This is a genomic window from Cupriavidus sp. YAF13 (genome assembly GCF_052113425.1).
Taxonomy (GTDB): Bacteria; Pseudomonadota; Gammaproteobacteria; order Burkholderiales; family Burkholderiaceae; genus Cupriavidus.
This window is the reverse complement of record NZ_JBFRDD010000006.1, coordinates 125,654-149,409: the sequence shown is the minus strand read 5'-3', so window position 1 is coordinate 149,409 and position 23,756 is coordinate 125,654. Positions and strand designations below refer to the sequence as shown.

At 64.9% G+C, this 23,756-nt stretch carries 24 protein-coding genes and 1 tRNA gene; 20 read left to right on the top strand and 5 right to left on the bottom strand.

The window, feature by feature from the left end; all coding sequences use genetic code 11:
* Positions 1–89 precede the first annotated feature (89 nt).
* Together AB4061_RS07495 and AB4061_RS07490 are read left to right on the top strand one after the other, a co-directional pair.
* Positions 90–668 (top strand): DJ-1/PfpI family protein, encoded by a 579-nt coding sequence (locus tag AB4061_RS07495; protein ID WP_006159426.1) that lies wholly within the window; start codon positions 90–92, stop codon positions 666–668.
* A 68-nt stretch (positions 669–736) separates the two neighbouring features.
* Positions 737–1,120, top strand: coding sequence for a ribbon-helix-helix domain-containing protein (locus tag AB4061_RS07490; protein WP_441632340.1), 384 nt, complete (start codon positions 737–739; stop codon positions 1,118–1,120).
* A 36-nt stretch (positions 1,121–1,156) separates the two neighbouring features.
* Here the strand turns inward: AB4061_RS07490 and AB4061_RS07485 are convergent, their stop codons facing one another.
* Positions 1,157–3,136 (bottom strand): monovalent cation:proton antiporter-2 (CPA2) family protein, encoded by a 1,980-nt coding sequence (locus tag AB4061_RS07485; RefSeq protein ID WP_441632338.1) that lies wholly within the window; start codon positions 3,134–3,136, stop codon positions 1,157–1,159.
* 151 nt (positions 3,137–3,287) lie between these two features.
* On the opposite strand from AB4061_RS07485, the gene AB4061_RS07480 reads away from it, so the two are divergent.
* From AB4061_RS07480 to AB4061_RS07430, 11 genes are all read left to right on the top strand, one after another.
* Entirely contained in the window at positions 3,288–4,271 is a 984-nt protein-coding gene (locus tag AB4061_RS07480) for a KpsF/GutQ family sugar-phosphate isomerase (RefSeq protein WP_150991810.1), read from the top strand.
* Positions 4,272–4,286: 15 nt separating this feature from the next.
* Positions 4,287–4,913, top strand: a complete 627-nt coding sequence (gene lptC, locus AB4061_RS07475) for an LPS export ABC transporter periplasmic protein LptC (protein WP_441632407.1) — start codon at positions 4,287–4,289, stop codon at positions 4,911–4,913.
* A 54-nt stretch (positions 4,914–4,967) separates the two neighbouring features.
* Positions 4,968–5,612 carry a lipopolysaccharide transport periplasmic protein LptA gene (lptA, locus tag AB4061_RS07470; protein ID WP_174425621.1) on the top strand — a complete coding sequence of 215 codons (645 nt, stop codon included), beginning with the start codon at positions 4,968–4,970 and terminating at the stop codon, positions 5,610–5,612.
* Positions 5,613–5,636: 24 nt separating this feature from the next.
* Entirely contained in the window at positions 5,637–6,422 is a 786-nt protein-coding gene (gene lptB / locus AB4061_RS07465) for an LPS export ABC transporter ATP-binding protein (RefSeq protein WP_150991814.1), read from the top strand.
* A gap of 135 nt (positions 6,423–6,557) precedes the next feature.
* Positions 6,558–8,033: an RNA polymerase factor sigma-54 gene (locus AB4061_RS07460; protein ID WP_441632335.1), complete on the top strand. Its 1,476-nt coding sequence runs from the start codon at positions 6,558–6,560 to the stop codon at positions 8,031–8,033.
* 49 nt (positions 8,034–8,082) lie between these two features.
* Positions 8,083–8,433 (top strand): ribosome hibernation-promoting factor, HPF/YfiA family, encoded by a 351-nt coding sequence (gene hpf / locus AB4061_RS07455; protein ID WP_006159435.1) that lies wholly within the window; start codon positions 8,083–8,085, stop codon positions 8,431–8,433.
* A gap of 382 nt (positions 8,434–8,815) precedes the next feature.
* Positions 8,816–9,271, top strand: coding sequence for a PTS IIA-like nitrogen regulatory protein PtsN (gene ptsN, locus AB4061_RS07450; protein ID WP_006159436.1), 456 nt, complete (start codon positions 8,816–8,818; stop codon positions 9,269–9,271).
* 35 nt (positions 9,272–9,306) lie between these two features.
* Positions 9,307–10,278 carry an HPr(Ser) kinase/phosphatase gene (gene hprK / locus AB4061_RS07445; RefSeq protein WP_006159437.1) on the top strand — a complete coding sequence of 324 codons (972 nt, stop codon included), beginning with the start codon at positions 9,307–9,309 and terminating at the stop codon, positions 10,276–10,278.
* Between the two features lie 187 nt (positions 10,279–10,465).
* Positions 10,466–10,798, top strand: coding sequence for a PsiF family protein (locus AB4061_RS07440; RefSeq protein WP_441632332.1), 333 nt, complete (start codon positions 10,466–10,468; stop codon positions 10,796–10,798).
* Between the two features lie 119 nt (positions 10,799–10,917).
* Entirely contained in the window at positions 10,918–11,835 is a 918-nt protein-coding gene (rapZ, locus tag AB4061_RS07435) for an RNase adapter RapZ (protein ID WP_441632330.1), read from the top strand.
* Positions 11,836–11,901: 66 nt separating this feature from the next.
* A complete protein-coding gene (locus AB4061_RS07430) occupies positions 11,902–12,579 on the top strand; it encodes an LON peptidase substrate-binding domain-containing protein (RefSeq protein WP_441632328.1) in 678 nt (225 codons plus the stop codon).
* A 122-nt stretch (positions 12,580–12,701) separates the two neighbouring features.
* Here the strand turns inward: AB4061_RS07430 and mutY are convergent, their stop codons facing one another.
* From mutY to mutM, 3 genes are all read right to left on the bottom strand, one after another.
* Entirely contained in the window at positions 12,702–13,871 is a 1,170-nt protein-coding gene (mutY, locus tag AB4061_RS07425) for an A/G-specific adenine glycosylase (protein WP_441632326.1), read from the bottom strand.
* Between the two features lie 111 nt (positions 13,872–13,982).
* On the bottom strand, positions 13,983–15,926 hold the full coding sequence (locus tag AB4061_RS07420; protein ID WP_441632324.1) for a dynamin family protein: 1,944 nt from the start codon (positions 15,924–15,926) through the stop codon (positions 13,983–13,985).
* 266 nt (positions 15,927–16,192) lie between these two features.
* Positions 16,193–17,074 (bottom strand): bifunctional DNA-formamidopyrimidine glycosylase/DNA-(apurinic or apyrimidinic site) lyase, encoded by an 882-nt coding sequence (mutM, locus tag AB4061_RS07415; protein WP_441632322.1) that lies wholly within the window; start codon positions 17,072–17,074, stop codon positions 16,193–16,195.
* Between the two features lie 141 nt (positions 17,075–17,215).
* On the opposite strand from mutM, the gene AB4061_RS07410 reads away from it, so the two are divergent.
* The 7 genes from AB4061_RS07410 to pth all read left to right on the top strand — a co-directional run bounded on the left by AB4061_RS07410 (position 17,216) and on the right by pth (position 23,384).
* Positions 17,216–19,099 carry a tetratricopeptide repeat protein gene (locus AB4061_RS07410; RefSeq protein WP_441632320.1) on the top strand — a complete coding sequence of 628 codons (1,884 nt, stop codon included), beginning with the start codon at positions 17,216–17,218 and terminating at the stop codon, positions 19,097–19,099.
* Positions 19,100–19,218: 119 nt separating this feature from the next.
* Positions 19,219–19,848, top strand: coding sequence for a lipoprotein insertase outer membrane protein LolB (gene lolB / locus AB4061_RS07405; protein WP_441632318.1), 630 nt, complete (start codon positions 19,219–19,221; stop codon positions 19,846–19,848).
* Positions 19,845–20,723: a 4-(cytidine 5'-diphospho)-2-C-methyl-D-erythritol kinase gene (gene ispE / locus AB4061_RS07400; RefSeq protein WP_441632316.1), complete on the top strand. Its 879-nt coding sequence runs from the start codon at positions 19,845–19,847 to the stop codon at positions 20,721–20,723. Before lolB ends, ispE begins: the two co-directional genes overlap by 4 nt.
* Before the next feature lie 59 nt (positions 20,724–20,782).
* Positions 20,783–20,859: transfer RNA gene (locus AB4061_RS07395), tRNA-Gln, on the top strand.
* A gap of 96 nt (positions 20,860–20,955) precedes the next feature.
* Entirely contained in the window at positions 20,956–21,909 is a 954-nt protein-coding gene (locus AB4061_RS07390) for a ribose-phosphate pyrophosphokinase (protein WP_017229695.1), read from the top strand.
* A gap of 119 nt (positions 21,910–22,028) precedes the next feature.
* Entirely contained in the window at positions 22,029–22,631 is a 603-nt protein-coding gene (locus AB4061_RS07385; RefSeq protein WP_441632314.1) for a 50S ribosomal protein L25/general stress protein Ctc, read from the top strand.
* Between the two features lie 159 nt (positions 22,632–22,790).
* Positions 22,791–23,384 (top strand): aminoacyl-tRNA hydrolase, encoded by a 594-nt coding sequence (gene pth, locus AB4061_RS07380; protein ID WP_441632312.1) that lies wholly within the window; start codon positions 22,791–22,793, stop codon positions 23,382–23,384.
* A gap of 93 nt (positions 23,385–23,477) precedes the next feature.
* Here the strand turns inward: pth and AB4061_RS07375 are convergent, their stop codons facing one another.
* Positions 23,478–23,738, bottom strand: a complete 261-nt coding sequence (locus AB4061_RS07375) for a YfhL family 4Fe-4S dicluster ferredoxin (RefSeq protein WP_043343403.1) — start codon at positions 23,736–23,738, stop codon at positions 23,478–23,480.
* Positions 23,739–23,756 lie beyond the last annotated feature (18 nt).

Here is a 23,756-nt window from a genome sequence, read left to right as displayed (position 1 = left end):
AACGGCAACACAATGGGCAACGCCTGGGAGGACGGCACGCTTTGCGGCGCGGCTCCCCCGGGACAACCGTAACCATACAGGAGACAGCGATGGCGAAAAAGATCTTGATGCTGGTCGGCGACTACGCCGAAGACTATGAAACCATGGTGCCTTTCCAGGCGCTCCAGATGGTGGGCCATACGGTCCATGCGGTGTGTCCCGACAAGGCGGCCGGCGCCAGCTGCCCCACCGCCATCCATGATTTCGAGGGCGACCAGACCTATAGCGAAAAGCGCGGCCACAACTTCGCGCTGAACGCGAGCTTTGCCGATGTGGATCCGGCAGCCTACGACGGGCTGGTCATCCCGGGCGGGCGGGCCCCCGAATACCTGCGCCTGAACGAGCGGGTGCTGGAGATCGTGCGGCACTTTGCCAGCACCAACAAACCGATTGCAGCGGTGTGCCACGGCGCCCAGCTGCTAGCCGCGGCCGGCGTGCTGGAAGGCCGGACCTGCTCGGCCTATCCGGCCTGCGCGCCCGAAGTGCGCCTGGCGGGCGGAAAATATGCCGACATTCCGGTCGACCAGGCCTACACCGATGGCAACCTGGTGAGCGCTCCGGCCTGGCCCGCGCACCCGGCATGGCTGGCGCAGTTCCTTGCCGTCCTGGGCACCAGGATCGTACATTAGAGGCTACCGAACGCGGCCCGCGAGCCTGCCTAGGGCTATCGCGGGCCGTTAAGCACGGGAGTTCTTCTATGTGTGAAATCTTCATCCGGGCCACCCCGCAGTCGTACCAGGGGCAGTCGCGCTCGCTCCGGCTGCATGGCGTGGCCACCAGCATCCGGCTGGAAAGCCTGTTCTGGGAAGTGCTCGAAACGCTGGCAAGGCGCGATGGCATGAGCGTGAGCCAGCTCATCACCCGGCTGCACGACGAACTGGTGGCCTACCGGGGCGAGGCGGCAAACTTCACGTCCTTCCTGCGCGTATGCTGCCTCCGTTACCTGATGCTGCAAGGCGAAGGCCGCATTCCCGCCGACCCGCGCATCCCGATCGGTTCGCTCGACGCGCGCTCCGTGCTGGAGGGCCTGCCGCCATCGTGGGCGGAAGAGGCGCACACCGGCAGCCGCGTGGCGGCATGAACCCGAACTTGCGGCCACTGGGCGCGTAGCGCAGGCTCAGCCCGCCAGCATGCGCGCCTCGGCCGCTTCCAGCGCCTCTGGCTGGCCACGCAAGACCACGATATCGCCCGGCTCCAGCACGGTATCGGGCTCCGGATCGAACGCGCGGATGCCACGCCGGCGCACCGCCGTCACTTCCACCCCGATACGATCCAGCCCGAGCGCGCCCAGGCGCCGCCCCACCGACGTGGCCTCCGGGCCGAGCGAAATGGAGTGCAGCCGCACGGACTCGCGCTCCACCATGTCTTCCTCGTCGTCGCGGCCGTGGAAGTAGCCGCGCAGCAGGCTGTAGCGCGCATCGCGCGCCTCCTGCACCCCGCGCACCACGCGCCGCATCGGCACGCCCAGCAGCACCAGCGCGTGGGAGGCCAGCATCAGGCTGCCCTCGATGCTTTCCGGCACCACCTCGGTGGCGCCCGCTTTTTGCAGGATGTCGAGTTCCGAGTCGTCCATGGTGCGCACGATCACGGGCAGCGCCGGCTCCAGTTCCTGCACATGGTGCAGCACCTTCAGCGCCGAGGGCGTGTTGTTGTAAGTGATGATCAAGGCTGCCGCGCGATGCAGGCCCGCCGCGATCAGCGCCTCGCGCCGGCCCGCATCGCCGTACACCACCGTATCGCCCGCGCCGGCGGCTTCGCGCACCCGGTCCGGGTCGAGGTCCAGCGCCACATAGGTAATGCCCTCGCGCTCCAGCATGTGCGCCAGGTTCTGGCCGCTGCGGCCAAACCCGCAGATGATGGCGTGCTTCTCGGTCTGCAGGCTCTGCACCGCGATGCGCGTCATGTTGAGCGACTGCATCAGCCATTCGTTGGCGGTAAAGCGCAGCACGATGGCGTCGCTGTACTGGATCAGGAACGGCGCCGCCAGCATCGACAACAGCATCGAGGCCAGGATGACCTGGATCAGCACCGGGTCGACCAGGTTCAGGCCGTCGATCTGGTTAAGCAGCACAAAGCCGAACTCGCCGGCCTGCGCCAGGCCCAGGCCGGTACGGATCGCCACCCCCTGGCGCGAACCGAACAAGCGGGCCAGCCCGGAGATCAGCACCAGCTTGAAGACAATGGGCACCACCAGCAGCGCCAGCACCAGCCASAWGTGRTCGAKCACCACATKGATATTSARCAGCATGCCGATGGTGACGAAGAACAGCCCCAGCAGCACGTCGCGGAAGGGCTTGATGTCCTCCTCCACCTGATGGCGATAGGGCGTATCGGAGATCAGCATGCCGGCCATGAAGGCGCCCAGCGCCATCGACAGGCCGAGCCGCTCGGTCAGCGCGGCCATGCCCAGCGTGACCAGCAGCAGGTTGAGCATGAACAGTTCTTGCGAGCGGCGCGCCGCCACGATGTGGAACCAGCGGCTCATGAGACGCTGGCCGACGAAAAAGATCAGGCTCAGGGCCACCACGATCTTCACCGTGGCCAGGCCCAGCGCCATCATCAGGTCGCCCGGATCGCGCGAGAGCGCCGGGATCACGATCAGCAGCGGCACCACGGCCAGGTCCTGGAACAGCAGGATGCTGATGATGTTGCGCCCGTGCTCGCTCTCCAGCTCCAGGCGCTCCGACAGCATCTTGGACACGATGGCGGTGGATGACATGGCCAGCGCGCCGCCCAGCGCCACCGAGGCCTGCCAGGACAGCGGAAACAGCCAGTTGAACGCCCAGCTCGCCGGAATCACGGCCAGGAGCGACAGCACCACCTGCGAGCCGCCCAGGCCGAAGACCTGCCGCTTCATCGCCTTGAGCTTGCCCAGGCTGAACTCCAGGCCGATCGAGAACATCAAAAAGACCACGCCGAACTCGGCCAGGTATTTGGTTTGCGCGGTATCGCTGGCCAGGCCGAGCGCGTGCGGCCCGATCAGGATGCCCACGACCAGGTACCCCAGCATCGGCGGCAACTGCAACATGCGAAACGCGACCACGCCAAACACGGCGGCGGCCAGCAGGACAAGGGTAAGGTCCAGCGGAGAGTGCATCGACAGGGTCAGGGTACGCCGCGCCGGGCACCGGGCCGGCCCGGTGCGGGCGGCCCTGCCGGCGGATTACGGCAAGCGCGATGGCCGCTCCGGCCGCCCGATCCCAGGAACAGCCCAAGCGCCATCGCATTCGTTGGTATACTTCGTCGCCATGATAGCTAATTTCAATGCGGATCGAGCACTTAGGCTCGCTCGCGAAACCCTCCAGATCGAAGCCGACGCCGTCGCTGCCCTCGCAGGCCGCCTGGACGACGGATTTGCGCAGGCTGTGCAACTGACGCTCAATTGCAGCGGGCGCGTCGTCGTGTCCGGCATCGGCAAGTCGGGCCACATCGGCCGCAAGGTCGCGGCCACGCTGGCCTCGACCGGCACGCCCGCGTTTTTCGTGCATCCGGCCGAAGCCAGCCACGGCGACCTGGGCATGGTCACGCGCGACGATGTGCTGATCGCCTTTTCCAATTCCGGAGAGACCGCCGAGTTGCTTTCGATCGTCCCGATCGTCAAGCGCATCGGCGCCAAGCTCATCTCCGTGACTGGCAACCCCGCCTCCACGCTGGCCAAGCTGGCCGACGCGCACCTCAATGCCGGGGTGGAAAAAGAAGCCTGCCCGCTCAACCTGGCGCCGACCGCCAGCACCACCGCCGCACTGGCGATGGGCGACGCGCTCGCGGTGGCGGTGCTGGATGCCCGCGGCTTCGGCGAGGAAGACTTTGCCCGCTCGCATCCGGGCGGCGCGCTCGGGCGCAAGCTGCTGACCCACGTGCGCGACGTCATGCGCAGCGGCAACGCGGTGCCCAAGGTGCGCGAGAGCACGCCGCTGGCACAGGCCCTGATGGAAATCACCCGCAAAGGCATGGCAATGACCGCGGTGGTGGACCCGGACGACCGCCTGATCGGCGTCTTCACCGATGGCGACCTGCGCCGCCTGCTCGAAACCCCGCGTGACTGGAAGACCGTACCCATCAGCGAGGTCATGCACCGCACACCGCATACCGTCGGGCCGGACCAGCTGGCCGTGGAAGCCGTGCAGGTGATGGAGGCGAACCGCATCAACCAGATGCTGGTGGTCGACGCGGAGCGGCGCCTGGTCGGCGCGCTCCACATCCACGACCTGACCCGCGCCAAGGTCATCTGAGGCCAGCCCATGCCCATGCGGGAAATCCTGTCCTCCCTGAGCCGGCTTGCCATGCGAGCCCTGCCCCTGCTGCTGATGGCACTGGTGGCGGGCAGCACCTTCTGGCTGGTGCAGGTCAACTCCCCGAAAGAAGCGGACACCGGGACGGTAGGCAAGAAGCATGAACCGGATTACTACATGATCCGTTTTTCCGCGACCGAGCTTGCCGAGGACGGCAACACCAAGCTGCGCTTCACCGGCGACAAGATGATCCACTTCGAGGACGACCAGACCTACGAAGTGACGCGCCCGGCCATGCGCTCCTACGAAATCGACCGTCCGCCCGTCACCGGCCACTCCGATCGCGGCACAATGAACGCGGAAGGCTCGGTCATCGACCTGTTCGGCAATGCCTTCATCGTGCGTGCCCAGGGCCCCGAGCCTGCCAAGGACCCACAGATGACGGCCGCCTCGGAGTATTTCCAGGTGCTGGTGAACGATGACATCGTCAAGACCGACAAGGCTGTCAAGCTGACCCGCGGCCCGTCGGTGATGACCGCCAACGGCCTGGTCTTCAACAATGTCACTCGCGAAGTACAATTGCTGGGTAACGTACGCGGCACCATCATCACGGGGCCGCCGCCGGCAAGTCCCGCGAAGTAGCCCTGAAGCCGCCCGCGGGCACCAGCCGCCCGCGTCAACCGCCATCACGCCAACATGAATCCATTCCCGACGACTTCGTCCTGTCTGCGCCGCAGCACGGCCGCTTTGCTGACGCTGGCCGCCGTCCTTGGCCTCACGCTGGCCGCGCCCGCCAGCGCCGAAAAGGCCGACCGCGAAAAGCCGCTGGTCCTGGAGGCCGACAATGCCAGCTACGATGACGTCAAGCAGGTCTATGTACTGACCGGCAACGTGGTGCTGACCAAAGGCACCATGGTGCTCAAATCCGACGCGGCCGAAGTCCGTACCGATCCCGAGGGCTACCAGTACGCGGTCGCGACCTCTAAGGGCGGCAAGCAAGCCTATATCCGCCAGAAGCGCGACAACGTCGACGAGTACATCGACGGCTGGGGCGACCGCATCGAATATGACGGCAAGCAGGAGTTGTCCAAGCTGATCGGGCGCGCCCGCATGGCTCGCCTGGCCGGCGCCAAGCTGGTCGACGAGATCCGCGGCGCGGTGATCACCTATGACAGCCGCAACGAGTTCTACACGGCCAGCGGCGGCGCCGAGAACGCGACCGCGGGCAGCCCGTCGGGCCGCGTGCGCGCCGTGCTGTCGCCGCGCCAGGAGCAGCCCGCCAGCGGTGCCGCAGCCAACCCGCTGCCGCTCAAGCCGGCCACGGCTCCCGTCAACCCCTGACCCACGGATTCTGACTTCACCTTCATGACCGCTACCCAAACCGCACCGTCCCAGCCCGCCACCCTGAAGGACAGCAGCACGCTGGTCGTGCGCCACCTGAAGAAGCGCTACGGCTCGCGCACCGTGGTCAAGGACGTGTCGCTCGACGTGAAGAGCGGCGAGGTGGTCGGCTTGCTGGGCCCCAACGGCGCGGGCAAGACCACGTCGTTCTACATGATCGTGGGGCTGGTGGCGCTGGACGAGGGCGATATCGTGCTCGACGACAAGCACATCAGCGGCCTGGCCATCCATGAGCGAGCGCGCATGGGCCTGTCCTACCTGCCGCAGGAAGCCTCGGTGTTCCGCAAGCTCAATGTGCAGGAGAACATCCGCGCGGTGCTGGAGCTGCAGCTCAACGATGGCAAACCCCTGGGCAAGGCCGAGATCGAGCGCCGGCTGGACACCCTGCTGGATGACCTGCAGATTGCCCACCTGCGCGACAACCCGGCGCTATCGCTGTCCGGCGGCGAGCGCCGCCGCGTGGAAATCGCCCGCGCGCTGGCCTCCGCGCCGCGCTTCATCCTGCTCGACGAGCCCTTCGCCGGTGTCGACCCGATCGCGGTAGGCGAAATCCAGCGCATCGTCAGCTTCCTCAAGGCACGCAATATCGGCGTGCTGATCACCGACCACAACGTGCGCGAGACGCTGGGCATCTGCGACCACGCCTACATCATCAGCGAAGGCGCGGTGCTGGCGTCCGGGCAGCCTGAGGACATCATCGCCAACGAGTCGGTGCGCAAGGTCTACCTGGGCGAGAACTTCCGCATGTAAGGGCGCGTGGCGCCTGCCGCGCATCGGCCCCCGGGCGGCTTCGGTGTCGCCTTTTATCCTTCAAACGATCATAGCGACACCAGCGATAGCAATTTCCGTTCCATCAGTACGGAAGTTGAGCATAAAATAGGTCGCATGAAACCGTCGCTACAGCTCCGCCTCTCGCAGCATCTCGCGCTTACGCCGCAACTCCAGCAGTCGATCCGGCTGCTGCAACTGTCCACGCTTGAACTGCAGCAGGAAGTGGAACAGGCGCTGACCGAGAACCCCTTGCTCGAGCGTGAGAACGACTGGCTGGACAGCCCGTTGCGCGTGTCTTCGGACGGCTCGGTGAACCTGCAGAGCGCGCCCGCGCCGGCGCCCGCCGATGGCCAGGGCACCAGCGAGAACCGCCCGGATGGCGCCCCCGAAGCCGACGACAGCTACTCCGACAGCAACGAGGATTACGGCAGCGACTGGAGCCTGGACGACTTCGCCCGCCGCCCGCAAGGCGAAGACGACGAAAAGACCCCGATGCAGCTGCGCGACGCCGAGCCCACGCTGCGTGAACACCTCATGGAACAGCTGGCGCCGCTCAAGATTTCCCTGCGCGACAAGGGGCTGGCTATCTTTCTGGTCGAATCCCTGGACGATGATGGCTACCTGAGCACGACGCTCGAGGAAATCTGCAGCGAGCTGCCGGAGGAGCTCGAGTTCGAGGTCGACGAGATCCAGGCTGTGCTCACGCTGCTGCAGAGCTTCGATCCGCCGGGCGTCGGGGCACGCAACGCCGCCGAGTGCCTGGCGCTGCAATTGCGCAGGCTCAAGCATCCGCAGCGCGAACTGGCGCTGAGCATCGTCACCAACCACCTCGAGCTGCTGGCGGTGCGCGATTACACGCGCCTTAAAAAGGCGCTGCAAGTGGACGAGCCGGAACTCAAGGCCGCCCATGAACTGATCCGCTCGCTCGCGCCCTATCCCGGCCATGCCTACAGCCGGCCAGAAGCGGATTTCGTGGTGCCCGATGTTTTTGTTCGAAAGTTGAGCGGCGGATGGATCGCCCACCTAAACCCGGATGTGATGCCGCGGCTACGCATCAACGACATGTACGCGCAGATTTTGCGCGGTGCAAAAGGCGATGCAGGCGCGGCCGGATTGCAGCAAAAGCTGCAGGAAGCACGCTGGTTGATCAAGAATATCCAGCAAAGGTTCGACACGATATTGCGCGTCGCACAAGCCATTGTCGAACGTCAAAAGAACTTCTTCACCCACGGTGAAATTGCGATGCGCCCCTTGGTTTTGCGGGAGATTGCCGATACACTGGGTTTACACGAGTCCACCATCTCTCGGGTGACTACCAATAAATACATGGCAACGCCGATGGGGACTTTCGAGCTGAAGTATTTTTTCGGCTCTCACATATCCACAGAAACCGGCGGCGCGGCCTCATCAACGGCAATCCGTGCGTTGATCAAGCAATTGATAGGAGCCGAAGACGCTAGGAACCCCTTGTCCGACAGCCGGATTGCCGAATTGCTCGGCGAGCAAGGCTTTGTGGTAGCACGGCGTACCGTTGCCAAATACCGCGAAGCGCTCAAGATTCCCGCGGTCAATCTCCGTAAGACTTTGTAGCCGAGCTGCATCGCCTGCCTGATGCAGCTCTTTCAGAAGGAGAAACGCTATGAACTTCAAGATCAGTGGACACCACTTGGACATCACGCCCCCTCTGCGTGAGTACGTGGAAACGAAACTGGAGCGTATCGTCAGGCATTTCGATCAAGTCATTGGCGTAAGTGTGCTGCTCTCTGTCGACAATACAAAAGAAAAGGACCGGCGGCAGTACGCGGAAATCAATCTACATCTCAAGGGCAAGGACATCTTTGTCGAAGCGCATCATGAAGACCTGTATGCCGCTATCGACGCACTGGTCGACAAGCTCGACCGGCAGGTGATTCGCCACAAGGATCGCGTGCAGAGCCACGACCGTGAAGCGGTCAAGTATCAGATGGCCGCATCGCAGATGCAGCAATGACCGTGCCTGACGGCCCACATACCGGGCCGTCGGTGTCAGTCCCTTGAAAAATGGAATCAAGCCGCGCCCAGAGCGCGGCTTTTTCATTGCGGCCTACCCAATCGGGGCACACAGGGGATTCCGCAACGCATATGTACCGGTGTATGCTGTGCAATACATAGTTGACTGGCCTAGCCATTCCGGTGCATGCAGCACCGCTTGAGCGCATCGGCCATTGCAATGCACAAAGCGGAAGCGGGCCTGCTCTATAATGGCCAGACGCCCGACACCGGCATGGGGGACAACCGGTGGAAACCTCGGGCCTTGGTTTTTATCCACTTTCCGCCCGGCGGGACGCCTCCTGGCCCCGGGCCTGCTTACTAGAAAACCCTGCGCATTCCACATGAATCGTTTGGCTAAATTGCTGCCACCCGGCAACATCAACCTCGACGTCAGCGTCACCAGCAAGAAGCGCGTGTTCGAACAGGCCGGGCTCCTCTTCGAGAACAACCATGGCGTAGCGCGCGCGACCGTGACCGACAACCTGTTCGCCCGCGAGTCGCTGGGGTCCACCGGCCTAGGCGCGGGGGTTGCAATCCCCCACGGCCGTATCAAGGGACTGAAGCAGCCACTGGCCGCCTTCATGCGCCTGGCCGAGCCGATCCCCTTCGAGTCGCCCGACGGCAAGCCGGTCGCGCTGCTGATCTTCCTGCTGGTGCCCGAACAGGCCACCCAGCAGCATCTGGAAATTCTCTCCGAGATCGCCCAGTTGCTGTCCGACCGCGAGATGCGCGAAGGACTGGCTACCCTGCCCACCCCCGACGACGTGCACCAGTTGCTGACGCAATGGCACCCTTGATCCGGCACTGAAAGCCCGCCCCTGAAAGCACCCGAATGGAACTCACTGGCGTCACCTCGCAGTCGATCTTCGACGACAACGCAGCCGATATCAAACTCTCCTGGGTAGCAGGACTGGAGGGTGCGGACCGCGCCTTCGATGTCGAGTTTGCGCGTGAAGCCACGTCCGCGGCCGATCTCGTCGGCCACTTGAACCTGATCCACCCGAACCGGATCCAGGTGCTGGGCAAGCCCGAAATCACGTATTACCAGCGCCTCGATGACGAGATGCGCAAGCGCCAGATGGGCGAGCTGATCCTGCTGGAGCCGCCGTTCCTGGTGATCGCCGACGGCATGGAGCCGCCGCCCGACCTGGAACTGCGCTGCACGCGCTCGTCCACCCCGCTGTTCACCACGCCGGTGTCTTCGGCCGCGGTGATCGATCACCTGCGCCTCTATCTGTCGCGCATTTCCGCGCCGCGCGTAACCATGCACGGCGTGTTCCTCGACATCCTCGGCATGGGCGTGCTGGTGATGGGCGAATCCGGCCTGGGCAAGAGCGAGCTCGGCCTGGAACTGATCTCGCGCGGACATGGGCTGGTGGCGGACGATGCCGTCGATTTCGTGCGCCTCGGGCCGGACTTCATTGAGGGCCGCTGCCCGCCGCTGCTGCAGAACCTGCTGGAAGTGCGCGGCCTGGGCCTGCTCGACATCAAGACCATCTTTGGCGAGACTGCGGTACGCCGCAAGATGAAGCTCAAGCTGGTGGTGCAGCTGGTACGCCGCAACGATGGCGAATTCGAGCGCCTGCCGCTGGACTCCCAGTATCTCGACGTGCTCGGCCTGCCTATCCACATGGTCAAGATCCAGGTGGCGGCCGGCCGAAATCTCGCCGTGCTGGTCGAGGCCGCCGTGCGCAACACCATCCTGCGCTTGCGCGGCATCGACACGCTGCGCGACTTCATGGACCGCCAGCGCGCCGCGATGCAGGCCGATGTCGCATCGCGGGGCCAGGGCAGGCTACTCTAGGCTTGGCAGGCCCACGTCATGCGACCACGACGGGGCCGTTTTCAATTGCTTACATCCGGCCGCGCTTCAATGGTCAACGCGATTGGGGCATAGGCCGTTTTGTGCAGTAATGGGCATTGGGCCCAGCCCGAGTTGCCGAGCCGACAGGCCAGCAGCCATGAAGTTTTCCACAGCCAGGAGAGCAAGCATGAAAAAATTGATCGCGATGTGCGTGCTGGTAGCCCCGCTTTTTGCCACCGGCGCCTTCGCCCAGAATGCACCGGCCGCGGCACCCGCTGCCGCAGCCGCACCCGCTGCAGCTAACACCCAGCAGGACAAGATGAAGGCTTGCAACACGCAGGCCACCGGCAAGAAGGGCGACGAGCGCAAGGCCTTCATGAGCAATTGCCTGTCCAACAAGCCCGCGGCCGCACCCGCCAAGAACAGCCAGCAGGAAAAGATGAAGACCTGCAACGCCCAGGCCACCGGCAAGAAGGGCGATGAACGCAAAGCCTTCATGAGCGACTGCTTGTCCAAGTAAGCTACCGGCATCATTTGCGGCGCGGACGTGTAAAAATGGCGAACCTTTTCGGTTCGCCATTTTTGCTGGCACGGCGCCGTCATGACGGCGTCATCACCTGATGTTATGCTTGTCGTGCTATGCGCATCATACTTATCACCGGGATCTCCGGCTCCGGCAAATCCGTTGCCTTGAACGTACTGGAAGACGCGGGCTACTACTGCGTCGACAACCTGCCGGCGCAGTTTATCCCGGAGCTGGCCCAGTACCTGGCGGCGCAGGGCTACACCCATCTGGGCGTCGCCACCGATATCCGTAGCCGCGAATCGCTGGACAAGCTGCCCGGCACGCTGCGCGACCTCGCCTCCGAACACCAGGTCCGGGTGGTCTTCCTGACCGCCAATACCGATGCGCTGGTGCAGCGTTATTCCGAGACAAGGCGGCGCCATCCGCTGTCGATGCGCGCAGCCATGGCTAGCCTCTCGGCCAATCCCAAGAACGAGAATCTCGCCGACAGTACCGCCGAGGCCGCACTCAACGACACCTCGCTGATCGAGGCCATCGAGATGGAGCGCGAGCTCCTGAGCCCGCTGGCGGAGGCTGCGCACCGCATCGACACCAGCAATGTGCGCACCAATACATTGCGCGCGTGGATCAAGGAATTCGTGCGCGGCGATGACCTCAAGCTCACATTACTGTTCGAGTCGTTCGGCTTCAAGCACGGCGTGCCCAGTGACGCCGACCTGGTGTTCGACGTGCGCTCGCTGCCCAACCCCTATTACGACCTGGCGCTGCGCCCGCTGACCGGCCGCGACGAGCCCGTGATCGACTTCCTGCAAAGCCAGCCGATGGTGCTGGCCATGGCCGAGGACATACGCGCCTATGTGGAAAAGTGGCTGCCAAGTTTCATCGCTGACAATCGCAGTTACCTGACCGTCGCAATCGGTTGCACTGGCGGGCAGCATCGCTCCGTGTACATCGCGGAAAGACTTGCCAACTATTTTCGTGCCCATGGTAATGTGCTGGTGAGACACCGCGAGCTCGCGCCGGGCGGCTAAACACCGCACCGCCAGGTTTCGCGGTCAGGCTCGGCAATTCTCGCCCGAAACCTTTGCTGGCTCAGCATGTCCTCACCCGCCACACCCGGCTCATCCACTTCATTCTCCGCCTCGCACAGCACCTCGGCGGGGCCTACGCTGGATGGCCTGCCGCTGTTTCCGCTGCATACCGTACTCTTTCCCGATGGGCTGCTGCCACTGCGCGTGTTCGAAGCGCGCTACGTGGACATGGTGCGCACCTGCATGCGCGATCGCTCGCCCTTCGGTGTCTGCCTGATCGCCAGCGGCAATGAGGTCGCCCGCCAGGACGAGCCCACCATGCCCGAGACGATCGGCTGCCTGGCCGACATCATCGACTGCAATATGGAGCAACTGGGCGTGCTGCTGATCAGCGCGCGCGGCCGCCAGCGCTTCCGGCTGCTGGGCCACAGCGTGAGCCCCGACGGCTTGCTGGTCGGCCAGGCGGAATTGCTGCCGCCCGACATCATCGACTGCAAGCTCGAGCTACTGGGCGAATGCCTGGCCGTGCTGCGGCGTATCGTTGCCTCGCTCCATGCCGAGCATCCGGGCGAGCTGCCTTTCAGCGAGCCGTTCCTGTGGGATGACCCCAGCTGGGTGGCCAATCGGCTGTGCGAGTTCTTGCCGGTGCCGCTCAAGGCCAAGCAGATGCTGATGGCGCTGCCGGACGCGGGCATGCGGATCGAGATCGTGCATAAATACATGCACCAGCACCACATCCTCTAAGAGGCCGTTTCAAAATGAAGCGAAGCGGTTCTGGCTAGGCGCGCGGCCGCAGACAGTACAGCTGGATCGGCCAAGGCCGCGCAACGACGCCAGAATCTTTTTGAAATGGCCTCTAAGCAACGTTAAAACAATCCGCCTTGGGCTTGCGCCTCCAGCAGCTTGCGCACCGGCGCGGGCGTGCCTAACGCATCCAGATCGTCCAGTGACAGCCAGCGTAGCGCGGGGCCGTTGGCGGCATCGCGCGCGGTGAGGCCGGTGACGTCGACGCGAATGGCGCGGATCAGCAAGCGGAAGTGGGTGAAGACGTGGGTGAGCTCGCCGACCATATTGGCCGTGCTGGGATTGCCGAATTCGCGGGCGCGTTCCAACGCAGCGTCTTCGGCCAGTTCCGCATCGAAGGGCACGGTATCGACCGGCATTTCGGGCAAGCTCCACAGCCCGCCCCAGATGCCGCTGTCCGGGCGCAGTGCGAGCAGGACCTCGCGGCCGCGGCGGACCAGCAGCATCACGGTGCTGCGCTCGGGAATGGCGGCACGCGGCTTCGGCGTGGGCAGCACGCCGGTCAGCCCGTCGCGGCGCGCCACGCAGTCGCTGGCCAGCGGGCACGACGCGGCGGCGGCAAGGCAGGCTGGCTTGCCGCGCGAACAGACAGTGGCGCCGAGGTCCATCACGCCCTGGGTGTAGGACACCATGTCCTCGGCTTGCGCCGGCCCCTTGGCGGGCAGGACCGCATCGGCAATCTGCCACATGCGGTTCTCCACCGCCTTGACGCCGGGATGGCCATGGATGCCAAAGAACCTCGCAAAGACGCGCTTGACGTTGCCATCCAGGATCGGCGAGCGCACGCCGGCGCTGAACGCCGCCACGGCTGCCGCGGTGGAGCGGCCGATGCCGGGCAGCGTCACCAGCACCTCGGGGTCGGTCGGGAACACACCACCATGCTCGCTCATTACGGCCTTGGCGCAGCGGTGCAGGTTGCGCGCGCGCGAGTAGTAGCCAAGCCCGGCCCACAGCGCCATCACCTCATCCGCGCTGGCCTCGGCCAATGCGGCCACGGTTGGCAGCCGGCCGACGAAACGCTGGAAATACTCGATCACCGCGCTGACCTGAGTCTGCTGCAGCATGATCTCGGACAACCAGATACGGTAAGGGTCGCGGGTGTTCTGCCACGGCAGGTCATGGCGCCCGTGCACGCGCTGCCAGCCCACCACGCGCGCGGCGAAATCGGCAGGAACCACGGCGGGGGAAAGATCGGATGAAACGGCAGGAGAAGCAGCGGGCTTGCGGGGCATCGGGTACGTGACGGGTAAGGCAACACAGCAACAGCGCCGGAGGCGGCGGCGCGTCATGATACCGCTTCGCCGCCACCGGCACTCGCCGCCGGCCACACTTCAGGCCGCGCTTCAGGCCGCGAACGCCTTGAGCTGCCCCTCGTCGGCGTCCGGCTGCAGGATCCGCCTGGAGAAGGACTCGATGCGCCCGCTGCGATCGTCCAGGCCGTTGAGCACTTCCTCGAGCTGCGCGATGCGGCTCTCGAGCGTGTCGGTGGCCTCGTGGATGCGCTCGATCGAATCGACCCGGCGGCGCAACTGTTTCTGGTGCTCGCGCACCTGCGCCTCCAGCGGCGTCATCACCGACTTGAGCCAGATCTCGATATCGCGGTTCAGATCGCGGAAGGTTTCCAGCACGCGGGTGGCGATGGTGGAAAACGCGCTCTGCACCAGCTGCGGGCGCGAGCGCGTGAGCATGTTCATGGCGCCGAAGTGCGTGTGGGCCAACGCCAGCGTCTGCTGCAATTCGTTGACGTAGCGCGCGGTGACGAACTGGATCGGCGCGGGCAGCGTAAAGCCATGCTCGGCATTGAAGCGGCGGTACATGCTGTCGGTGAGCTGGTGGAGCTGGGCGATCTTCTGGTCCGCCTCGCTGACCAGTTCGCCAAGCCGCGCAAACAAGGCGTCCATGTCCTCGCGCATGCCGCGCGAGAAGAAACGCTCCTTCATCTGCTCGCGGCGCTCGCGCATGGTGCGGCGCACGTCGCGCAGCTGCAGGCTCTTGATGATGTCCGCGCTATGGCGCCCGAACACCAGCCGCAGGGCCTGGAACTTGGCGATGCTCTGCTCGAACTCTTCTTTCTCCGACTGCACGCGCATCAGCATGTGCTTGACCATCGCGTGGTTCTTGCCGCGCAGCCCGCGCAGCTCGAACAACTGCTCGACGATGCTGCGGCGGCGGCTTTGCAGCAGTTGCTGCGCGCCGCGCGCCATCTCCTCCACCGAGCGCTGCACCTGGTCAGCGACGATCTCGCGCCGCTGCGGGATCAGCTGGTCAGACAGCACGTGCTCGAATTGCGGCAGGCCGCTGCGCGCCAGCAAGTCGTCATCGTTGGTGACCTTGGCCACCAGGCCCTTCTGCGCCGACACCGGGTAGACGCGCGACTCGTCGATGCCCAGCACATGAGCGCTGGTGGTGACCTGGCGCGTGATCTCGGCCGCGGTCTCGGCCGGCGACTTGAGCGGGTCCCACAGGCCATCGATCTTGTTGAGCACCGCCAGGCATCCCTTGCGGTGGCCTGCGCTCACATGGCTGCGCCAGAGGTCGAGGTCGCTCTTGGTCACGCCCGCGTCGGCCGCCAGCATGAACACCACGACATGCGCGTCCGGGATCAGGCGCAGCGTCAGTTCGGGCTCGGTGCCAATCGCGTTGAGGCCCGGCGTGTCGAGGATGACCAGGCCCTGGCGCAACAGCGGATGCGGGAAGTTGATGACCGCGTGGCGCCAGCGGGAAATCTCGACCATGCCATCGGCATCGAGCGCGTAGGCGGCGTCGGGATCGTTCTCGTTGTACAGGCCAAGCGACTCGGCCATCTCGCGCGTGACACGGTTGGTCTCGACCACGTGCCGGAATGCATCCAGCATGCCATCGGGCGACGAGGGGTCGAGCGGCACGGTATGCCAGTGCGCATCGACGTCAAGGAAATCGGCGGTGGAAGCTTCCTGCAGGCGCGTCTCGATCGGCAGCAGCCGGATGCACGGCGCCTCGGCTTCGTCGTAGCGCAGCTCGGTCGGGCACATCGTGGTGCGCCCGGCGGAAGACGGCAGGATGCGACGGCCGTAGTCGGCAAAGAAAATCGCGTTGATCAGCTCGCTCTTGCCCCGCGAAAACTCCGCGATGAACGCCACCTTGAGCCGGTCGCTCTTGAGCACGCCCTGGATGCGCTGGACGCGTTCGTCGGCCTGGGCGTCGTAGAGATCGTGCTGCTGCAGCCAGGAGCGGAATTCGGCCAGGGAGTGGAGTACCCCGGTTCTCCAGGCGCCGTATTGTTCGAATTGAAGGGCGAGGGTTGTCATTGGCACTGGGATCGGCTTGGCGAAAAGCCCCCGCGGCGGCGCTGCAGGCCTGACATCTTGATGTCCGATGGCCGGCACCCGGGCGGTGACATGGTGTCTTTGTAACACTTTTTTACGTTCTTCAAGATACAGGTTTACGGCGGATTTTTGTGAAATTCGAGTCGCCCGCCGCCTTCCCTGTTGCGCCGGGCCATCGGGTTGGCGCCACATTCGCAAGAAGATAGGCAATCATCACTCTCGTACGGCCTGCGCAACGAGAGCCGCACTCAACGTTGACAGCTCGGGCAGTAGAACGTCGAGCGCTGCCCCTGGACGATCTGCCGGATGGTGGTGCCGCAGACCCGGCATGGATGGCCGGCGCGGTCGTACACGGCGCAATCCAGCTGGAAATAGCCACTGCTGCCATCGCTGCCGACGAAGTCGCGCAAAGTGCTGCCGCCGCGCTCGATCGCGCGGGCCAGCGTGTCGCGCACGGCCTCGGCCAGGCGTTCGCAACGCGCCAGCGACAAGCGCCCGGCCGGCGTGGTGGGGCGGATACCCGCGGCGAACAGGCTTTCCGAAGCATAGATATTGCCCACGCCCACCACGATGTCGCCTGCGAGGAGCACGGTCTTGATGGCCGCGCTGCGCCCGCGTCCCAGGCGATAGAGCCAGGCGCCGTCGAAGCGTGGGTCGAACGGCTCGATGCCGAGCTTGCTCAGCAGCGGATGGGTCGGCAATTGCGACTCTTCGAGCAGGCTCCACAGCACCGCGCCAAAGCGCCTCGGATCGCGGAAGCGCAGCACCAGGCTGGTGGCTGCGCTGGGCTGCGCATCACCCGCGCCGTCGGGGTCGGCAAGGACCAGGTCAAGGTGATCGTGCGTGCCCGGCGGCGGCGCCTGCGGCAACACCCGCAGCGTGCCCGTCATGCCAAGGTGGATCAGCAGCCATCCGGGAGCCTCGCCGTCCGGGCGCACGCACTCCAGCAGCAGGTACTTGCCGCGCCGCTCTATGCGCGCGATCACCCGCCCGGCCAGCTGCGACTCCAGATCCGGCTCGACCGGCCAGCGCAGGCCGCGATGGCGCACCACTACTTCGGCAATGCGCCGCCCAACCACATGCGGCAGCAAGCCGCGCCGGGTCACTTCGACCTCTGGCAACTCAGGCATCGAACCTCTCCCTTTTGTGCCACTCAAACCGCCAGAGACCCCAGCCGTGCCGGTGCCATGCGGATAAGCAAAGCATTGTAGCGGCAGGCTACAATGCCTTTACCTTCCCCATCGCCTTTGAGTGCTGGAGCACCCACCTACATGTCGGACCGCCTGGACCGTACCCCGATGACCACCGCTCAACTTCTCTTCCCCCGGCGGCCGCTGCGTCACAGGCTGGCAGCCACGGCTGCGGCCGCGGTGGCGGTCTGCGCCCTGGCGCCGCTCGCCAGCCACGCCGCGCCTGCGAACGGCAAGCCCGCGATGAAGGTCGCCGCGGAGGCTTCCACGCCAATCCGCTCGAACCCGCTGCCGCCGAAGATGCCCCTGCCGGCGGTGCCGCTGACCGCGGACATCCTGTACCGGGTGCTGGCCGCTGAAATCTCCGCCCAGCGCGGCGTGGTAGGCCCCGCTTACCAGACGTACCTGGAGCTGGCGCGCAATACGCACGACCCGCGCTTTGCCCAGCGCGCCACCGAGATCGCGTTCAATGCCCGCAGCGCCCAGCAAGCGCTGGACGCCGCGCGGCTGTGGACCGAGCTTGCGCCCACCTCCGCCGGCGCGCGGCAGGTGCTGTCGACCCTGCTGGTCCTGAGCGGCCGATGGGACGAAGCCGAACCCCTGCTGGCCCTGCAGCTCAATGGCGTGCCGCCGAGCCAGCGGCCGGAGGCCATCCTGCAGATGCAGCAGCAGCTTTCGCGCACCAGTGATCCCGCCGGCGCGGCCGCGCTGCTGCAGCGCCTGGTAGCCAACGACCTGAAGTCGGCCGAGACTCACCTTGCCCTCGCGCGCGCCAAGGAAACCGCCAACGACATTCCCGGCGCCCTGGCCGAGCTCGACGAGGCCCAGAAGATCCGTCCCGACTTCGAAGGCGCCGCGCTGATGGCTGCCGAGCTGCGCGCCGACAGCGCGCCGGACCAGGCCATTGCCGGGCTCAAGGCGTTCGTCAACAGGGCCCCGGCCTCGGTCAACGGGCACATCACGCTGGCCCGCCTCTACCTGCAGCAAAACGACCTGCAAGCCGCGCGCTCGGAGTTCGAGATGCTGCGCAAGATTGCGCCGAAGGATCCGCGCGTGCCGCTCGCCCTCGGCCTCACCAGCCTGCAGTCCAAGCGCTACGACGAGGCCGAGCTGTACCTGAAGGAATACCTGCAGCTCGCCGAGCAAGTGCCGGCGGCCAGCCCGGATATCGCCTACCAGTACCTGGCGCAGATCGCCGAGGAAAAGAAGGACTACCCGGCGGCAGTAGCCTGGCTCGACCGCATCGACGACGCCCGCCTCGCACCAGCTGCCGCCGTCAAGCGCGCGCAGTTGCTGGGCCGCATGGGCAAGCTCGACGACGCCCAGGCGATATTCAACGACATGCTGGCCGATGCCGAAGATATACCCGAGCCCGACCAGCGCGCGCAGCGCATGACCGCTATCCGCCAGGCCGAAGTTGGCATGCTGATCGACGCCAAGTCCTACGAGCGGGCCCGCAAGGTGCTGGATGAACGCGCCGCGGCGGAGCCCGACAACTCGGACTGGGTCTATGAACTCGCCATGCTCGATGAGCGCGAGAAGCGCTACGACAGCATGGAAAAGCTGCTGCGCCGCGTGATCGCCATGCAGCCGGAAGCCAAGCAGGGCTATAACGCGCTGGGCTATTCGCTTGCGGACCGCAACGTGCGCCTGCCCGAAGCCCTCAAGCTGCTGGAAAAGGCCTCCGCGCTGGGCCCGGACGATCCCTACATCATGGATAGCCTGGCCTGGGTCAAGTTCCGCCTGGGCCAGTTGCAGCCGGCCGCCGAACTGCTGCGCAACGCTTACGCCAAGGCGCCCGAGGCCGAAATCGGCGCCCACCTCGGCGAGGTGCTGTGGCAGCTCGGCCAGCAGGACGAGGCCCGCAAGACCTGGACCGAAGCCGCCAAGATCGAGCCGGATAACGTCATCCTGATCGACACCCTGCGCCGCTATAACGTCCCGCTCTCCGCGCTGTCCAAGTAGCATCCTGCTGTCCGCAGCCGTCACGCAGCATTCCGATCACCCGCAATCATCCGCCGCCCGGCCCTCGCGCCGGGCCGGCAGCCCGGCGCCCGGCGGCGCCGGCGCGCACGCCAAACGCCATGCCCAAATCCCGACGCCTTGCCCTGCTCTGCCTGAGCGCCCCCTTATGGCTCGCCGCTTGCGCCAGCATCACGCCCACGCGGCAGTTCGATGCCGGCGAGACCGCCCAGGCTCGCGACCTCAGCGGCCGCTTCGCCGCCAACTACGTGCGCTATGGCCGCGATGAAGGCGTGCAGGGCAGCTTCCAATGGCATGAGCAAGGCCGCAATGTGCGCCTGGACCTGATCTCGCCGCTGGGCCAGACCCTGGCGGTGGTCACCTCCACGCCTTCTGGCGCCACGCTCGACCTGCCCAACCAGCCACCGCGCAACGCGCCCGAAGTCGATACCTTGCTGGAGGAAGCGCTTGGATTTTCGCTGCCGGTGGCAGGCCTGCGCGACTGGCTGCACGCGCGCCCCGCACCCGGCAGCCCGGCGCGCACCACGCGTGACGACAGCGGACGGCTGGCTACCCTGGCGCAGAACGGCTGGACCGTGCGCTACGTGACATGGCAGGAAGCCGCGCCCACAACGCCCACGACGCCATCCACGCCGGCCATGGCGAGCCCGCGCCGCATCGACCTCGCGCGCGACGGCGCAGCCAACCCGCTCTCGGTACGCCTGGTCATCGATCCGGAGCAAGCACAATGAGCACGGCCCGCACCCTGCCTCCGCCTGAACTGCGCGACTGCGCGGCGCCCGCCAAGCTGAATCTCTTCCTGCATGTGACCGGGCGCCGCGCGGACGGCTACCACACGCTGCAGACGGTTTTCCAACTGGTGGACTGGAGCGATACGCTCGACTTTTTCCGCCGCGATGATGGCCGCATCGAGCGCATCAGCGACGTGCCGGGCGTACCGGCGCAGAGCGACCTGATCGTGCGTGCCGCGCAGGCCTTGCAGCAAGCTGGCGGCACCCGCTTTGGCGCGGACATCGCCATTGCCAAGCGGCTGCCGATGGGCGGCGGCATCGGCGGCGGATCATCGGACGCGGCGACCACGCTGCTGGCACTGAATCATCTGTGGGGGCTGGGCCTGGGACGCGACGAACTCAAGCGCATCGGCCTTTCACTAGGCGCCGACGTGCCGTTCTTCGTGCATGGAGAAAACGCGTTCGCGCAAGGGATTGGCGAGGAACTGACGACGGTCGAATTGCCTGAAAGCTGGTTCGTGATCATCCATCCGCGGCAGCATGTTCCGACCGCTGCAATTTTTTCGGACAAGCGCTTGACAAGGGATACGGCGATCACCATAATAGCGGACTTCACTGGATGCACAAACAAGTTCGGTTTCGGTCGCAACGACCTGGAAGCGATAGCAACAGTGAAGTTCGGCGAAGTTGCCCGAGCCCTTGAATGGTTGAGACAGTACAGTCCACATGCAAGGATGACCGGTTCCGGAGCCTGCGTGTTTGCACGATTTAACGACGAGCAAACTGCGCAGCAGGTACTAGACCGGTTGCCTCCCGAATGGGATGGCAGGTGTGCGAAGAGTTTATCGCAACACCCACTCGCAACGCTCGCATAAAGTTTTTTCGTTCGGCGTCGCAGGCAGTTGAATGTGACGATGGACGTACCCGGTTGTGTAGGGGAGTCGCCAAGTTGGTCAAGGCACCGGATTTTGATTCCGGCATTCGAAGGTTCGAATCCTTCTTCCCCTGCCATTACATCCTACAGTGTCCTTACGGACCTGCACGAAAAGCTGCCGGCACTAGCCGGCAGCAATCGTTCCCCCTCCAGTAGCAAGACAGGTGCACCGAATGAGCAGCGAAGGCTTGATGGTTTTTACCGGCAACGCCAACCCCAAACTCGCGGAGGCTGTCGTTCAGCACCTCGGCATCCCGCTCGGGAAGGCCCAGGTCGGTCGGTTCTCCGACGGCGAAGTCCAAGTTGAAATCCAGGAAAATGTTCGCGGCAAGCACGTCATCGTGCTGCAGTCCACCTGCGCGCCGACCAACGACAACCTGATGGAACTGATGGTGATGGTCGATGCGCTCAAGCGCGCTTCGGCACGCAGCATCACTGCCGCCATGCCCTACTTCGGCTATGCCCGCCAGGACCGCCGCCCGCGTTCAGCACGCGTCGCGATCTCGGCCAAGGTAGTCGCCAACATGCTGGAAGTTGCCGGCGTCGAGCGGGTCCTGACCATGGACCTCCACGCCGACCAGATCCAGGGCTTCTTCGATATCCCGGTTGATAACATCTACGCCTCCCCGGTTCTGCTGGGCGACCTGCGCGAGAAGAACTACGGCAATCTGCTGGTGGTCTCGCCCGACGTCGGCGGCGTGGTGCGCGCCCGTGCGCTGGCCAAGCAGTTGAACTGCGACCTGGCCATCATCGACAAGCGTCGTCCCAAGGCCAACGTGGCCGAAGTGATGAACATCATCGGTGAAGTCGACGGCCGCAACTGCGTGATCATGGATGACATGATCGACACCGGCGGCACCCTGTGCAAGGCGGCCCAGGTGCTCAAGGAACGCGGCGCGCTGAAGGTATTCGCTTACTGTACCCACCCGGTCCTGTCCGGCGGCGCGGCAGCCCGCATCGCCGACTCCGAACTGGATGAAGTGGTGGTGTGCGACACGATTCCGCTGCGCGACGATGCAATCCAGTCCGGCAAGATTCGCCAGCTCTCGACCGCATCGCTGCTGGCAGAGACCTTTACTCGGATCGTCAAGGGCGACTCGATCATGTCGCTGTTTGCCGATTCCTGATAGAATTCAAGGCTTTACCGCGTTTGCGGCTGTTTTCGGGGTAAGACCCCGGTTACGGCACGTGGCGAGGTTCATCGGGCTGTCTGGTCGCGGACAGCCCTCTTACATTTGGAGTCATCATGAAAGTAGTAGCCTTCGAGCGTAGCGTACAGGGAACGGGTGCGAGCCGCCGCCTGCGCAACGCCGGCAAGACCCCCGGCATCATCTATGGCGGCGCAGCCGAGCCCAAGATGATCGAACTCGATGACAACGCACTGTTCCACGCGCTGAAGAAAGAAGCATTCCACTCGTCGATTCTCGACCTCGAAGTGGAAGGCAAGGCTGAAAAGGCTCTGCTGCGCGCTTTCCAGATGCACCCGTTCAAGCCGCTGGTCCTGCACGTTGACTTCCAACGCGTGTCGGCCACCGACAAGATCCACGTCAAGGTGCCCCTGCACTTCATGAACCAGGAAAACGCCCCGGGCGTGAAGCTGGGCCATGGCATCGTCAACCACATCCTGAACGAACTGGAAGTGTCGTGCCTGCCGGCCGACCTGCCTGAGTTCATCGAAGTGGACCTGGGCAATGCGGAACTGGGCCAGACCCTGCACCTGTCCGACGTGAAGCTGCCGAAGGGCGTGAGCGCCATCACCCACGGTGACGAAAACCCCGCCATCGCCAGCATCTCGCTGCCGGCCGGCGGCGTGTCGGAAGCTGCCGAAGGCGAAACGCCTGCTGCCTGAGTATCCTGAACGCGGCCTTTGGGCCGTGCAACAGGACGGCTCTCGCAGCCGCAAGAAAAAACCGCCGGCGCGTCCGGCGGTTTTTTTTCGTCCCGGGGTTCGCGTATGCTTGGCTTCTGGCAGCACTTTCGCGCCCCTCTCAACCAAGTAGTGCAACGCATGATCAAACTCATCGTCGGCCTCGGCAACCCCGGGGCGGAATACGAAGCCACGCGCCACAATGCCGGCTTCTGGCTGGTCGACCAGCTGGCCCGCATGGGCGGCGTCACCCTGCGCGTGGAAGGCCGCTTCCACGGCCTGGCAGCGCGCGCCCGGCTGTGGGACCAGGAGATCTGGCTGCTCAAGCCGTCCACCTTCATGAACCGCTCCGGGCTGTCCGTGGTGTCGCTCGCGCGCTTCTACAAAATCCTGCCGGACGAGATCGTGGTGGCCCATGACGAGATGGACCTGCCCTCAGGCACCGTCAAGCTCAAGCGCGGCGGTGGCGCGGGCGGCCACAATGGCCTCAAGGATATTTCCGCACACCTGACCACCCAGGACTACTGGCGCCTGCGCCTTGGCGTCGGCCATCCCCGCAATTCGGCGGGTGGCGGCGGCGAGCGCGAGGATGTGATCAATTTTGTGCTGAAGCCGCCGCGCCGCGAGGAGCAGCAGGCCATCGACGAGGCCATCGACCGCAGCATCGCACCGCTTGGGTTGCTGGCCAAAGGCGAGTCCGAGCGCGCCATGCTGGAACTGCATACGAACCGCTGAACGGCTCACGCGGATAAAAAAAAGCCCCATCACCGCGAAGGTAATGGGGTTTTTTTGTGCTGCGAGCTTTGTGCCGCAAGCCGCAGTGGGAGCTCAGGCTACCCGTTTGGCCGCCGTAAGGAGACGGTAGCGATCCATCAGGATCTCGCGCGTCTCAATGCGGTTGGGATCGTGCGGGATGCAAGCCACAGGACAAACCTGCTGGCATTGCGGCTCGTCGAAGTGCCCAACGCATTCGGTACATTTGTTGGGGTCGATCTCATAGATCTCGGGCCCCATCGAAATGGCTTCGTTTGGGCACTCCGGCTCACAAACGTCGCAATTGATGCAGTCGTCGGTGATCAATAGTGCCATGGTGTTTCCTTTGAACCC

What these genes read in the sequence shown, in the direction of transcription:
- AB4061_RS07495 (WP_006159426.1), top strand. Translation starts at nt 90, where the DNA reads ATGGCGAAAAAGATCTTGATGCTGGTCGGCGACTACGCCGAAGACTAT.
- AB4061_RS07490 (WP_441632340.1), top strand. Translation starts at nt 737, where the DNA reads ATGTGTGAAATCTTCATCCGGGCCACCCCGCAGTCGTACCAGGGGCAG.
- AB4061_RS07480 (WP_150991810.1), top strand. Translation starts at nt 3,288, where the DNA reads ATGATAGCTAATTTCAATGCGGATCGAGCACTTAGGCTCGCTCGCGAA.
- lptC (WP_441632407.1), top strand. Translation starts at nt 4,287, where the DNA reads ATGCGGGAAATCCTGTCCTCCCTGAGCCGGCTTGCCATGCGAGCCCTG.
- lptA (WP_174425621.1), top strand. Translation starts at nt 4,968, where the DNA reads ATGAATCCATTCCCGACGACTTCGTCCTGTCTGCGCCGCAGCACGGCC.
- lptB (WP_150991814.1), top strand. Translation starts at nt 5,637, where the DNA reads ATGACCGCTACCCAAACCGCACCGTCCCAGCCCGCCACCCTGAAGGAC.
- AB4061_RS07460 (WP_441632335.1), top strand. Translation starts at nt 6,558, where the DNA reads ATGAAACCGTCGCTACAGCTCCGCCTCTCGCAGCATCTCGCGCTTACG.
- hpf (WP_006159435.1), top strand. Translation starts at nt 8,083, where the DNA reads ATGAACTTCAAGATCAGTGGACACCACTTGGACATCACGCCCCCTCTG.
- ptsN (WP_006159436.1), top strand. Translation starts at nt 8,816, where the DNA reads ATGAATCGTTTGGCTAAATTGCTGCCACCCGGCAACATCAACCTCGAC.
- hprK (WP_006159437.1), top strand. Translation starts at nt 9,307, where the DNA reads ATGGAACTCACTGGCGTCACCTCGCAGTCGATCTTCGACGACAACGCA.
- AB4061_RS07440 (WP_441632332.1), top strand. Translation starts at nt 10,466, where the DNA reads ATGAAAAAATTGATCGCGATGTGCGTGCTGGTAGCCCCGCTTTTTGCC.
- rapZ (WP_441632330.1), top strand. Translation starts at nt 10,918, where the DNA reads ATGCGCATCATACTTATCACCGGGATCTCCGGCTCCGGCAAATCCGTT.
- AB4061_RS07430 (WP_441632328.1), top strand. Translation starts at nt 11,902, where the DNA reads ATGTCCTCACCCGCCACACCCGGCTCATCCACTTCATTCTCCGCCTCG.
- mutY (WP_441632326.1), bottom strand. Translation starts at nt 13,871, where the DNA reads ATGCCCCGCAAGCCCGCTGCTTCTCCTGCCGTTTCATCCGATCTTTCC.
- AB4061_RS07420 (WP_441632324.1), bottom strand. Translation starts at nt 15,926, where the DNA reads ATGACAACCCTCGCCCTTCAATTCGAACAATACGGCGCCTGGAGAACC.
- mutM (WP_441632322.1), bottom strand. Translation starts at nt 17,074, where the DNA reads ATGCCTGAGTTGCCAGAGGTCGAAGTGACCCGGCGCGGCTTGCTGCCG.
- AB4061_RS07410 (WP_441632320.1), top strand. Translation starts at nt 17,216, where the DNA reads ATGTCGGACCGCCTGGACCGTACCCCGATGACCACCGCTCAACTTCTC.
- lolB (WP_441632318.1), top strand. Translation starts at nt 19,219, where the DNA reads ATGCCCAAATCCCGACGCCTTGCCCTGCTCTGCCTGAGCGCCCCCTTA.
- ispE (WP_441632316.1), top strand. Translation starts at nt 19,845, where the DNA reads ATGAGCACGGCCCGCACCCTGCCTCCGCCTGAACTGCGCGACTGCGCG.
- AB4061_RS07390 (WP_017229695.1), top strand. Translation starts at nt 20,956, where the DNA reads ATGAGCAGCGAAGGCTTGATGGTTTTTACCGGCAACGCCAACCCCAAA.
- AB4061_RS07385 (WP_441632314.1), top strand. Translation starts at nt 22,029, where the DNA reads ATGAAAGTAGTAGCCTTCGAGCGTAGCGTACAGGGAACGGGTGCGAGC.
- pth (WP_441632312.1), top strand. Translation starts at nt 22,791, where the DNA reads ATGATCAAACTCATCGTCGGCCTCGGCAACCCCGGGGCGGAATACGAA.
- AB4061_RS07375 (WP_043343403.1), bottom strand. Translation starts at nt 23,738, where the DNA reads ATGGCACTATTGATCACCGACGACTGCATCAATTGCGACGTTTGTGAG.